Source organism: Bacillus sp. KICET-1 (assembly GCF_027721405.1).
GTDB classification, from domain to species: Bacteria; Bacillota; Bacilli; order Bacillales; family Bacillaceae; genus Bacillus; species Bacillus velezensis.
This window is the reverse complement of record NZ_CP113515.1, coordinates 2,501-14,678: the sequence shown is the minus strand read 5'-3', so window position 1 is coordinate 14,678 and position 12,178 is coordinate 2,501. Positions and strand designations below refer to the sequence as shown.

Sequence of the window (12,178 nt, the reverse complement as noted above, 5' to 3'; positions counted from 1 at the left end):
AAAGCGTCAGTCATAGCTGACGCGAGTGCCGTGGCCGTAATCCGCTTCATTCCGTTTCAGTCCGCCGCGGGATTCGATTTCCTGAATCAGTTCCCGGTATTTGGACTGGCCTTCTTCGTTTAAATACGGCATAATTTGCTGGAAGGCATGATGGAAATAGGCGAGCTCTGAATCTCTCCAATCTTTTTTGGGCATCATGGCCAATTCGCCCATATCACGTCCGACATACATATAAAAGACCCCTTTCAACACATATTGCTTTTATTGTTTGTTGAATGAAAAGAACTATACACAGCAAGGAGCTGAGGAAAAATGGAACAAAATAAATGCGCACTGGTCACGGGAAGCAGCCGCGGCGTCGGGAAAGCAGCCGCCATCAGACTCGCGGAAAAAGGATACAACATAGTCATCAATTACGCCCGCAGTAAAAAAGCGGCATTAGAAACCGCCGAAGAAATTGAAAAACTCGGCGTTAAAACGCTCGTCATTAAAGCCAATGTCGGCCAGCCGGCAAAAATCAAAGACATGTTCCGCCAGATTGACGAAACATTCGGCAGACTGGACGTGTTCGTCAATAATGCGGCTTCAGGCGTGCTGAGACCGGTTATGGAACTCGAAGAAACACACTGGGACTGGACGATGAATATCAATGCGAAAGCATTGCTTTTCTGCGCCCAGGAAGCGGCAAAGATGATGGAGAAAAACGGAGGCGGCCACATCGTCAGCATCAGCTCGCTCGGCAGCATCCGCTATCTTGAAAACTATACGACGGTCGGTGTCTCAAAAGCCGCTTTAGAATCGTTAACCCGTTATCTGGCGGTTGAGCTGTCTCCGAAAAATATCATCGTAAACGCGGTGTCAGGCGGAGCGATTGATACGGACGCGCTGAAGCATTTCCCTAACAGAGATGAACTGCTGGAAGATGCCCGCCAAAATACGCCGGCCGGCAGAATGGTCGAAATTAAAGATATGATCGATACGGTGGAGTTTTTAGTTTCTTCAAAAGCGGACATGATCCGCGGTCAGACCATCATAATTGACGGCGGACGCTCTCTGCTCGTATAAGTTTTAAAAAAGATGAATAGCCTTATCGTCTCCTGCGCATTCTATAGTGCGTGGAGGTGATAACAATGGCAAACTCAAAATTCAGCAAAACAGACGTTCAGCAGGTGAAAAGACAAAACCAGCAATCAGCTTCCGGTCAGGGTCAATTCGGCACTGAATTCGGCAGTGAAACTGATGCGCAGCAGGTTAGAAAGCAAAACCAATCTGCTGAACAAAACAAACAGCAAAACAGCTAATCACTGAAACGAAAAAGCACTTCATCTTCGGATGGAAGTGCTTTTTTCTGTTGCTGAAACGACAAAACTTGTGATTCCTCTACAGAATGAGTCAAAGGGTTTTCCCGCGGAAAATCGAAATGGTAAGGAGTATCAACCTAAAAGCCTAAGGAGGAACCCGATGTCAGAGTTTGAAAAGCTTGTAAGTGAACAGATGAAAATCATGGATCAGCTTCTCGAGCTGCAGTCAGAACTTGACCGCTGCCGCCAGGTGGAAGCGGAACTCATCAGTCTTGAAAGAGATGCAAAGCTGGACAATGTACAGGACGAAATTGCGACAAAGCGAAAAGACCTGGCCGGCATACAGGAGTTATTCCAAAGGCAGACAGAGCAAGTCATCCAGTCTTATCGCAGCACGGAAAAGCCGTCTTCCTATGTGCAGAAATGAATGTGCCATTCCGGAAGCGGAGTGGTTCTTTTATTTTCATTTTTTAATTCGTAACGTTATAATAGTGAAAAGACTTGTCGGAAAGCAATTGCGGCTGCATTGACTGCAGGGCTTTACAGAAAGTAGGGGAGAAATATGGGATATCCCAAGGAAGGAGAAACCATTCAAATTCACAGCTATAAGCATAACGGGCTGCTTCATCGAATTTGGAATGAAACGACGATTTTAAAAAGTACGGAATTGTGTATCATCGGAGCCAACGACCGGACAATGGTGACGGAATCCGACGGACGGACGTGGGTGACGAGAGAGCCGGCGATCTGCTACTTTCATGCCCGTCAGTGGTTTAACGTCATCGGAATGCTGAGAGATGACGGGGTACACTATTATTGCAACATCAGCTCGCCGTTCGCTTATGACGGAGAGGCCATCAAATATATTGATTACGATTTGGATGTCAAGGTGTTTCCGGATATGACGTATAACATTCTTGACGAGGATGAATACGATGACCACCGCAAATCAATGAATTACCCTAAAGAGATCGACAGCATTCTGAAGGAGTATCTGAATACGCTGCTGCACTGGATTCATCAGCGGAAAGGACCGTTTGCTCCGGAATTTGTTGATATGTGGTATGAACGGTATCTGCGCTATACAAAATAAAGAATACAATAAAAAACCTGTTGGGGTGTCAACAGGTTTTTCACATGGGCTCACACGCCTTAAAGAGAGAGGGGGATAAAGTGTGGGCGTAATCAGACGCTATATGCAATTTGTAAAACCTTATAAAAAACAAATTTTTATCACAGTGTTAATCGGCATCATAAAATTCTCCATCCCGCTGGCTCTCCCGCTTCTGTTAAAATACGTGGTCGATGACATTATTCAAGGGAGCGGAACGGCAAGCGCTAAAACATTATCGCTATTTACGATAATGGGTATCATGTTCGTGCTGTTTTTAATTCTGCGTCCCCCGGTAGAGTACTATCGGCAATACTTCGCGCAATGGACGGGCAGCCGGGTGCTCTACGATATCAGGGGGGTATTGTTTGATCATATTCAAAAATTGAGCCTGAGGTTTTATGCCAACACGAGAACGGGCGAAGTCATTTCCCGGGTGATAAATGATGTCGAACAGACAAAAGACTTTGTCATAACGGGACTGATGAATATCTGGCTTGATATGATGACGGTGCTGATCGTCATCTGTATTATGTTTACACTCGATGTCAAGCTGACATTGATATCTGTCATTTTGTTTCCGTTATACGGAATTTCAGTGAAATACTTTTACGGCCGCCTCCGAAAACTGACACGTGAGCGTTCTCAGGCACTCGCCCAAGTTCAGGGACATTTGCACGAAAGAGTTCAGGGGATGCCCGTTATCAGAAGTTTTGCCATTGAAGATTATGAACAAGCCAATTTTGATGAAAAAAACGGACATTTTCTGGACAGAGCGATCCGTCATACGAATTGGAACGCAAAAACGTTTGCAGTCGTGAATACCATTACGGATTTGGCGCCGCTGCTTGTTATCGCGTTTGCGGGTTATTTTGTCATAAACGGTCCCCTGACGGTAGGGACGATGGTTGCGTTCGTCGGCTACATTGACAGAATGTACAATCCGGTCAGAAGATTGATCAACTCATCGACGACGCTGACCCAGTCGATCGCTTCGATGGACCGCATATTTGAATTTATCGACGAGCCGTATGAACTGACTGATAAACCGAATGCAGTAAAAGCTGACGGCATTAAGGGCGAAGTTGAATTCCGAAATGTCTCGTTCCGTTATGAGGAAGGAAAAGAAACGATTTTGCAGGACGTTTCCTTAAAGGTGACAAAAGGGGAAACCGTCGCGCTCGTCGGAATGAGCGGCGGCGGAAAATCGACGCTTGTCAGCCTCATACCGCGTTTTTATGATGTATCCGGCGGCAGCCTGCTGATTGACGGCACAGATATTCGCGATTATGAAGCGAGAAGCCTCCGCAATCAAGTCGGAATGGTGCTTCAGGATACGTTTCTGTTCAGTGAGACGATTCGTGAAAATATCGCCATCGGTAAACCGGGAGCGTCTCTGGATGAGGTGGTTGCGGCAGCGAAAGCGGCAAATGCCCATGAATTTATTATGAACTTCCCCGAAGGCTACGAAACCAAAGTCGGCGAACGGGGCGTCAAATTGTCAGGCGGGCAGAAACAGCGGATTTCTATCGCGCGTGTATTCTTAAAAAATCCGCCGCTGTTAATCTTGGATGAAGCGACATCGGCTCTTGATCTTGAAAGTGAACACTACATTCAGGAAGCGATGGAAAAGCTTGCGAAAAACCGGACGACTTTTATCGTCGCCCACAGGCTGTCCACGATTACGCATGCGGATAAAATTGTCGTCATGGAAAACGGCGCCGTCGTCGAAACCGGCACGCACGAGGAATTAATGGCCCAAGGCGGCCAGTACAGACACTTATTTACGATTCAGAATTTGAACTGATACAAAAACTTATGCCGTCCGAATGGGCGGCATACGTTTTTTTGAATGCAAAAAAACCCGGTTTTACGGAAGCACCGGGTTACTCTTCGTCTGTTTCTAATTCGCTGTCTTTCGGGTGGTATGTCTGAAAACTTGTAATTAATGTATCGAGATGCTCCAGCTGCTCGCGGTATTCCGCAACCGCAGCCATAATGCTGAGCATATTGTAATCAAGCAGTTCATCCTCGCAGTTCTGCTGATTTTTCAAGAAAGACTTCGTCAAAAGCTGTTTATATCTTATGCTTTCTTCAGCATCGTCATCATGCGGCTTGATCTTGCCGACCGTCCGCATCAGAATCCTTTCGTGCCAATGAAGCAGATAATCAATTTCTTCTGTCAGCGTCTCCTGAAATTCCTCCGGCATATGATAAATCTCGTTTTCATAGCGGTGCAGCTTTTTCAGCGTATCAAGCGCCCGATTTGCCGTAATAATCGCCTGTCTGAACAATACAAGCTTGCGCGACTTTACATACGTCGTTTTCTTAAAGTAGCTTCTCTCCTCTTTATAAAGAAGGTACGTATGATCAAGCTTCATCATCTTTTCCTTCAGCTTCTCAATATCCTCTTTCAATATCGAGTGTTCCGTGGATTGGCGCATCGTCAGCCTGATCCATTTCATGATCTCATCGGTATATTCAACCGTATGATGAGTCAGCTTCGTTTCGTATTTCGGCGGAAGAAACACAAGGTTCACAATAAAAGAAGACAGCACGCCTAAAATAACGGTGCTTGTTCGTATCAGAGCGAACGTCAGGAAGCTGTTTCCCGGTGTTTCTAAAATCGCGATAACCGTCACGAGCGCAATTGAAATGGTGTGTTCAATTTTCAGTTTTAACATGATCGTGATGACAATCACTACGGTCAATCCGATCATAATCGGACTCGGTCCGAAAATCAGTCCGAATGCCGTAGCGATTACAGCGCCGATGATATTTGCCTGAACCTGATCAATAATGATAAGAAAAGACCTGTAAATAGAGGGCTGTATGGCAAATATAGCTGCAATCCCGGCAAATATCGGCGACGGAAGTCCGATCCATGATGCTAAGTAGAGCGCGAGCGTAATCGCAATCCCTGTTTTAAAAATGCGGGCACCAAGTTTCATTGGTTTGTGCGTGCATTCCTTTCTCTAATAAATTATGTGCCGAACGAACGGCTGACACTTACATTTCCCTGTCGGCTGATTTGCTAAACAATAAAGTAATATACAGGGATCATACCAATTATTCAAGGTCTTTTTTTGAAAAAACCATTATCTCACAAATCGGACAAAAGAAACAAGCGGAAGCCCCGGGCTCCCGCTTGTTTCAGCAGTTATTTTTTCATATGTCTGAACGCATCTTCAACGGCTTGTAGAGTGGCGTCGATATCCTCTTCAGTATGTGCGGTTGTGATAAACCAAGCTTCATACTTTGATGGAGCGAGATTGATGCCGCGCTCAAGCATCAGCTTGAAGAACTTGGCGAATGCTTCTCCGTCCGTATTTTCCGCCTGCTCGTAATTGACGATCTTTTCATCAGTGAAGTATACCGTGAGCGCGCCTTTTAAACGGTTGACGGTGATGGTAATGCCATGTGTCTCCGCATGGGCGAGGATGCCTTGCTCAAGTCTGGCGCCGAGCTCATCAAGCCGCTCATATACGCCCTCTTCCTTCAGGACTTCCAGGCAGGCGATGCCTGATAAGATAGATGCCGGGTTTCCGGCCATCGTGCCGGCTTGATATGCCGGGCCGAGCGGAGCAACCTGCTCCATGATCTCTTTTTTGCCTCCGTAAGCGCCGATCGGCAAGCCGCCCCCGATAATTTTACCGAGCGCCGTTAAATCAGGCTTCACTTGAAGAAGATCCTGCGCGCCTCCGTACATAAAACGGAACGCCGTGATCACTTCATCATAAATGACGAGCGCGCCCGCTTTATGGGTCAATTCATTTACCTGTTCTAAAAATCCTTCTTCAGGTTCAACGATGCCGAAGTTGCCGACGATCGGCTCGACGAGAACCGCTGCAATTTCCGAACCCCATTTATCCAGCGCGGCTTTGTAGCTTTCAATGTCATTGAAAGGAACGGTAATCACCTCATTGGCGATGCTTTTCGGCACGCCGGCGGAATCGGGGGTGCCGAGCGTAGACGGGCCGGAACCCGCAGCGACAAGCACGAGATCAGAGTGGCCGTGATAGCAGCCGGCGAATTTAATGATTTTTGTCCGGCCTGTATAAGCGCGTGCAACCCGGATCGTTGTCATCACCGCTTCAGTGCCTGAGTTTACGAATCGTACTTTATCAAGTGAAGGAATGGCCTCCTTCAGCATTTTGGCGAAAGTGACCTCATGTTTGGTCGGCGTCCCGTACAGCACGCCGTTTTCAGCCGCTGTTTTAATCGCTTCAGTAATATGCGGATGGGCATGTCCGGTAATAATCGGGCCGTAAGCCGCTAAATAATCGATATACTGATTCCCGTCTACATCCCAGAAATAAGCGCCGTTCGCTTTTTCCATCGCAACGGGTGAACCGCCGCCTACCGCTTTATAGGATCTGGACGGGCTGTTCACGCCTCCGACGATATGCTCTAACGCTTCCTTATGAAGTTCAACTGATTTTGTATACAAAAAATGACCCTCCTAATATCTCCTTACATCATGTTCTATTGTAGCATGCTTCATTGCGAGCACAACGGTTCATGCTTCCAGAAAAGAGCGGGAGGATAACGGTTGTAATCTTAACGTGAATTGGATACGCTTAATAAAAAACCCGGAGGTATAAGAAATGACGATTGAAATCGGACAAACAGCACCGGATATGAAATTAGTGAATGACAGCGGGGAAGAAGTAGCATTGACGGATTTTAAAGGGAAGTACGTCGTTCTCTATTTTTATCCGAAAGACATGACACCCGGATGCACAACGGAAGCATGTGATTTCCGTGATCAGCACGAAAGTTTCGCGGGACTTGATGCGGTTATCATCGGAGTAAGCCCTGACAGCCGTGATAAACATGAAAAATTTAAGCAAAAACACGATCTTCCTTTCCAGCTCCTCGTTGACGATGAGCACAAACTGGCGGAAGCTTTTGATGTGTGGAAGCTGAAGAAGAATTTTGGGAAAGAATATATGGGTATCGAGCGATCTACTTTTTTGTTAGATAAAGAAGGCCGTCTTGTGAAGGAGTGGAGAAAGGTAAAAGTGAAAGATCACGTTGCCGAGGCGCTTCGCGAATTGGAACAAATTGCGTCTAATTAATGGACAAATGCTGAACTCACGGGGTTTTCTTCAGATTACATTTGACAGGAGACCGGAAAAAGATGTACACTAATTATAAACATTATAAAGTAAGAATCTTTTTTAGAAGAGAGGTGCATGACGGATGGCTGCACATGAATTAAAAGAAGCCTTAGACACGTTGAAGGATACGGGAGTCCGGATTACTCCTCAACGTCATGCCATTCTGGAATATCTCGTGGATTCTATGGCACATCCGACAGCGGACGATATATATAAAGCCTTGGAAGGGAAATTCCCTAATATGAGTGTTGCGACAGTGTATAACAATTTGCGTGTATTCCGGGAAGCGGGGCTTGTAAAGGAACTGACGTACGGAGATGCGTCCAGCAGATTTGACTTTGTCACCTCTGACCATTATCACGCCATTTGTGAAAGCTGCGGAAAAATCGTAGACTTCCATTATCCCGGGCTTGACGAAGTGGAACAGCTTGCGGCTCACGTCACGGGGTTTAAGGTAAGCCACCACCGTTTGGAGATTTACGGCGTCTGCCAAGAATGTTCCAAAAAAGAAAACCACTAAACGAAGCTGACCGCTTTGATACGGTCAGCTTCGTTTATTTTACACTGTTTTTTCTGTTATAAGACTCATCGAACGCTTTGCCTTCCAATCCTTTATCCAATGTAAGCGGCTCTCTGCAATGCATGCACATATCCACTCTGCCCAGAATCTTCGTTTCTTTCTCGCAAGCGGGGCACATCACCCGGACCGCTTTTGTGGACAGCATGCCGATCCAAAAATAAACGGCGGTGCTGAGCCCGATCGACAGCAGGCCGAGAATCATAAACAAGCTGGCAAGCAAAACAGACTGCTTAAAGAACAGCCCGATGTACATAATGATAAACCCAACGAAAACCAAACTTAACGCAAACGTTCTGATCTTATTAATTTTGCTTGAGTATTTCGCCATGTCCATCCCCCTCTCGTTTAACTATAGCACAAAACAGATGGCATATTCTTCATGTTTTCGTAAGAAAAGGGAAGAATAAATATGGCACCTGAAAGGAAATTTGTTATAATAGTGCAATGTGTTTAGAAAAAAGGACTTTCATGTTTTATCATAGAAATGTAGAAACAATAGCTAGTGAAACAATCGCATTGGAGGAATCGTAATGGACAATCTTCTCCGTCCAATTTACCAAGAAAGAGCAAGTCATCCCGATACGCTGGCCGTCCTTATGATTGAGAGAAGGAGTAAAGCATCATCCATCACGGATAACTTTGATGCGGTCATGCTTGTCATTGTCAAACAGGCTGATGAACCTCTTTTTATAAAGCATTATGAATTCGAACAAAAAACCGCTTCTTTACATATTGTAACGGATGCTCTGCTTCAGGAATGGATTCTGCTTGGGACAAATAGAAGAGTCATAGATTGGATCATCAACGGCAAAGTGCTGTTTGACCGCAATGAATATATATCTGAACTCAATGACCGGCTCAGCACTTTTCCTTTCGCCGAGCGGAAATTAAAGATCGGAATGGAATACGGCAAGCTGATCAGAAGATTTGTAGAAGGAAAAGCGTTTTTTGAAGCTGATCATTTTCTGGATGCATATTATGCGGTAGTGCATGCTCTTCACCACTTGGCCCGCATAGAAGTGATTGACCGGGGGTTTTATCCCGAAACGACAGTCTGGAACCAGGTCCGTCACATTGAGCCGCAGGTATATAAGCTATATTCCGAACTTGTCGAGAGTCACGAAAGTTTGGAGAAAAGGCTCGAATTATTATTCTTAGCAAATGATTTTCTCATCCATTCAAAAGCTGAAATCGGTTCTGCGCACCTTTTTCAAGTGATGAAAGAAAAAGAAATGTGGCAGTTTGGAGAATTGCTGCAGCACCCTGAACTGCTGCACTTCACCCAAGATCTTGGTGTCATGCTTGATTACCTGACGGAAAAAGGCTTTGTTGAAGTATCTCAAATAGAGACCAAAGGGCAGGAAGTATATCATCGAGGATATTCTTTCAAAAAAAGTGTTGACGCTGAATCATAGGCATGGTATATTATTAAACGTCGCTGATGCGCTTCAACAAAAAGCTCACAGCGGCGGAGAAATAAAAACAAAAAAACATTTGACAGCAACTTGCTGGAATGTTATACTGAAAAAGTCGCCTCGAGATGAGGTTGAGATGATCTTTGAAAACTAAACAAGACAAAACGTACCTGTTAATTCGAAGTTTTAAATAAATCGCACAGCGATGTGCGTAGTCAGTCAAACTACTTTATCGGAGAGTTTGATCCTGGCTCAGGACGAACGCTGGCGGCGTGCCTAATACATGCAAGTCGAGCGGGCAGATGGGAGCTTGCTCCCTGATGTTAGCGGCGGACGGGTGAGTAACACGTGGGTAACCTGCCTGTAAGACTGGGATAACTCCGGGAAACCGGGGCTAATACCGGATGCTTGTTTGAACCGCATGGTTCAGACGTAAAAGGTGGCTTCGGCTACCACTTACAGATGGACCCGCGGCGCATTAGCTAGTTGGTGAGGTAACGGCTCACCAAGGCGACGATGCGTAGCCGACCTGAGAGGGTGATCGGCCACACTGGGACTGAGACACGGCCCAGACTCCTACGGGAGGCAGCAGTAGGGAATCTTCCGCAATGGACGAAAGTCTGACGGAGCAACGCCGCGTGAGTGATGAAGGTTTTCGGATCGTAAAGCTCTGTTGTTAGGGAAGAACAAGTGCCGTTCAAATAGGACGGCACCTTGACGGTACCTAACCAGAAAGCCACGGCTAACTACGTGCCAGCAGCCGCGGTAATACGTAGGTGGCAAGCGTTGTCCGGAATTATTGGGCGTAAAGGGCTCGCAGGCGGTTTCTTAAGTCTGATGTGAAAGCCCCCGGCTCAACCGGGGAGGGTCATTGGAAACTGGGGAACTTGAGTGCAGAAGAGGAGAGTGGAATTCCACGTGTAGCGGTGAAATGCGTAGAGATGTGGAGGAACACCAGTGGCGAAGGCGACTCTCTGGTCTGTAACTGACGCTGAGGAGCGAAAGCGTGGGGAGCGAACAGGATTAGATACCCTGGTAGTCCACGCCGTAAACGATGAGTGCTAAGTGTTAGGGGGTTTCCGCCCCTTAGTGCTGCAGCTAACGCATTAAGCACTCCGCCTGGGGAGTACGGTCGCAAGACTGAAACTCAAAGGAATTGACGGGGGCCCGCACAAGCGGTGGAGCATGTGGTTTAATTCGAAGCAACGCGAAGAACCTTACCAGGTCTTGACATCCTCTGACAATCCTAGAGATAGGACGTCCCCTTCGGGGGCAGAGTGACAGGTGGTGCATGGTTGTCGTCAGCTCGTGTCGTGAGATGTTGGGTTAAGTCCCGCAACGAGCGCAACCCTTGATCTTAGTTGCCAGCATTCAGTTGGGCACTCTAAGGTGACTGCCGGTGACAAACCGGAGGAAGGTGGGGATGACGTCAAATCATCATGCCCCTTATGACCTGGGCTACACACGTGCTACAATGGACAGAACAAAGGGCAGCGAAACCGCGAGGTTAAGCCAATCCCACAAATCTGTTCTCAGTTCGGATCGCAGTCTGCAACTCGACTGCGTGAAGCTGGAATCGCTAGTAATCGCGGATCAGCATGCCGCGGTGAATACGTTCCCGGGCCTTGTACACACCGCCCGTCACACCACGAGAGTTTGTAACACCCGAAGTCGGTGAGGTAACCTTTTAGGAGCCAGCCGCCGAAGGTGGGACAGATGATTGGGGTGAAGTCGTAACAAGGTAGCCGTATCGGAAGGTGCGGCTGGATCACCTCCTTTCTAAGGATTTTAACGGAATATAAGACCTTGGGTCTTATAAACAGAACGTTCCCTGTCTTGTTTAGTTTTGAAGGATCATTCCTTCAAAACATAGGAACACCTGCTAAATGCGCCACTTCCTGTGGCAACGCATGTGTTAGCATGTCCTATGCGTTGTTCTTTGAAAACTAGATAACAGAAGTAATTCACATTCAATTAGTAATGCAAGATATCACGTAGTGATTCTTTTTAACGGTTAAGTTAGAAAGGGCGCACGGTGGATGCCTTGGCACTAGGAGCCGATGAAGGACGGGACGAACACCGATATGCTTCGGGGAGCTGTAAGCAAGCTTTGATCCGGAGATTTCCGAATGGGGAAACCCACCACTCGTAATGGAGTGGTATCCATATCTGAATACATAGGATATGAGAAGGCAGACCCGGGGAACTGAAACATCTAAGTACCCGGAGGAAGAGAAAGCAAATGCGATTCCCTGAGTAGCGGCGAGCGAAACGGGACCAGCCCAAACCAAGAGGCTTGCCTCTTGGGGTTGTAGGACACTCTGTACGGAGTTACAAAGGAACGAGGTAGATGAAGAGGTCTGGAAAGGCCCGCCATAGGAGGTAACAGCCCTGTAGTCAAAACTTCGTTCTCTCCTGAGTGGATCCTGAGTACGGCGGAACACGTGAAATTCCGTCGGAATCCGGGAGGACCATCTCCCAAGGCTAAATACTCCCTAGTGACCGATAGTGAACCAGTACCGTGAGGGAAAGGTGAAAAGCACCCCGGAAGGGGAGTGAAAGAGATCCTGAAACCGTGTGCCTACAAGTAGTCAGAGCCCGTTAACGGGTGATGGCGTGCCTTTTGTAGAATGAACCGGCGAGTTACG

11 protein-coding genes, 2 rRNA genes and 1 pseudogene (1 of these 14 only partly in view) are annotated in these 12,178 nt (G+C 46.9%); 10 read left to right on the top strand and 4 right to left on the bottom strand.

Annotation, left to right across the window (positions count from 1 at the left end):
- Window positions 1-6: 6 nt before the first annotated feature.
- On the bottom strand, window positions 7-231 hold the full coding sequence (locus OVA33_RS00075; protein WP_017419157.1) for a hypothetical protein: 225 nt from the start codon (window positions 229-231) through the stop codon (window positions 7-9).
- Window positions 232-312: 81 nt separating this feature from the next.
- Here OVA33_RS00075 and fabL point away from each other — a divergent pair, with 81 nt between their 5' ends.
- From fabL to OVA33_RS00050, 5 genes and pseudogenes are all read left to right on the top strand, one after another.
- On the top strand, window positions 313-1,065 hold the full coding sequence (gene fabL, locus OVA33_RS00070; protein ID WP_017419158.1) for an enoyl-[acyl-carrier-protein] reductase FabL: 753 nt from the start codon (window positions 313-315) through the stop codon (window positions 1,063-1,065).
- Between the two features lie 83 nt (window positions 1,066-1,148).
- A pseudogene (locus OVA33_RS00065) lies at window positions 1,149-1,301 on the top strand (gamma-type small acid-soluble spore protein); the annotation flags it as partial.
- Between the two features lie 160 nt (window positions 1,302-1,461).
- Window positions 1,462-1,728: a YgaB family protein gene (locus tag OVA33_RS00060; RefSeq protein ID WP_003155476.1), complete on the top strand. Its 267-nt coding sequence runs from the start codon at window positions 1,462-1,464 to the stop codon at window positions 1,726-1,728.
- A gap of 135 nt (window positions 1,729-1,863) precedes the next feature.
- Entirely contained in the window at window positions 1,864-2,394 is a 531-nt protein-coding gene (gene ntdP, locus OVA33_RS00055) for a nucleoside tri-diphosphate phosphatase (protein ID WP_003155475.1), read from the top strand.
- Window positions 2,395-2,476: 82 nt separating this feature from the next.
- The gene (locus OVA33_RS00050) at window positions 2,477-4,219 is read left to right on the top strand and encodes an ABC transporter ATP-binding protein (protein WP_017419159.1); all 1,743 of its coding nucleotides are present in this window, start codon (window positions 2,477-2,479) and stop codon (window positions 4,217-4,219) included.
- A gap of 79 nt (window positions 4,220-4,298) precedes the next feature.
- Here the strand turns inward: OVA33_RS00050 and OVA33_RS00045 are convergent, their stop codons facing one another.
- Complete coding sequence (locus OVA33_RS00045; protein ID WP_017419160.1) at window positions 4,299-5,363, bottom strand: FUSC family protein; 1,065 nt, start codon at window positions 5,361-5,363, stop codon at window positions 4,299-4,301.
- Window positions 5,364-5,572: 209 nt separating this feature from the next.
- Window positions 5,573-6,862 (bottom strand): glutamate-1-semialdehyde 2,1-aminomutase, encoded by a 1,290-nt coding sequence (locus OVA33_RS00040; protein WP_007408567.1) that lies wholly within the window; start codon window positions 6,860-6,862, stop codon window positions 5,573-5,575.
- A gap of 157 nt (window positions 6,863-7,019) precedes the next feature.
- On the opposite strand from OVA33_RS00040, the gene bcp reads away from it, so the two are divergent.
- A complete protein-coding gene (gene bcp, locus OVA33_RS00035; protein ID WP_003155466.1) occupies window positions 7,020-7,493 on the top strand; it encodes a thioredoxin-dependent thiol peroxidase in 474 nt (157 codons plus the stop codon).
- Between the two features lie 124 nt (window positions 7,494-7,617).
- Window positions 7,618-8,055 carry a peroxide-responsive transcriptional repressor PerR gene (perR, locus tag OVA33_RS00030; RefSeq protein ID WP_003155465.1) on the top strand — a complete coding sequence of 146 codons (438 nt, stop codon included), beginning with the start codon at window positions 7,618-7,620 and terminating at the stop codon, window positions 8,053-8,055.
- 34 nt (window positions 8,056-8,089) lie between these two features.
- Here the strand turns inward: perR and OVA33_RS00025 are convergent, their stop codons facing one another.
- A complete protein-coding gene (locus OVA33_RS00025; protein WP_007408568.1) occupies window positions 8,090-8,443 on the bottom strand; it encodes a YgzB family protein in 354 nt (117 codons plus the stop codon).
- 202 nt (window positions 8,444-8,645) lie between these two features.
- Here OVA33_RS00025 and OVA33_RS00020 point away from each other — a divergent pair, with 202 nt between their 5' ends.
- The 3 genes from OVA33_RS00020 to OVA33_RS00010 form a co-directional block, all read left to right on the top strand.
- Window positions 8,646-9,530: a nucleotidyltransferase-like protein gene (locus tag OVA33_RS00020; RefSeq protein WP_014417244.1), complete on the top strand. Its 885-nt coding sequence runs from the start codon at window positions 8,646-8,648 to the stop codon at window positions 9,528-9,530.
- A gap of 229 nt (window positions 9,531-9,759) precedes the next feature.
- Window positions 9,760-11,309, top strand: a 16S ribosomal RNA gene (locus tag OVA33_RS00015).
- A gap of 233 nt (window positions 11,310-11,542) precedes the next feature.
- Window positions 11,543-12,178 (top strand): 23S ribosomal RNA (locus OVA33_RS00010); it runs 2,294 nt beyond the window's last position.
- The 16S and 23S rRNA genes sit together here, the layout of an rRNA operon.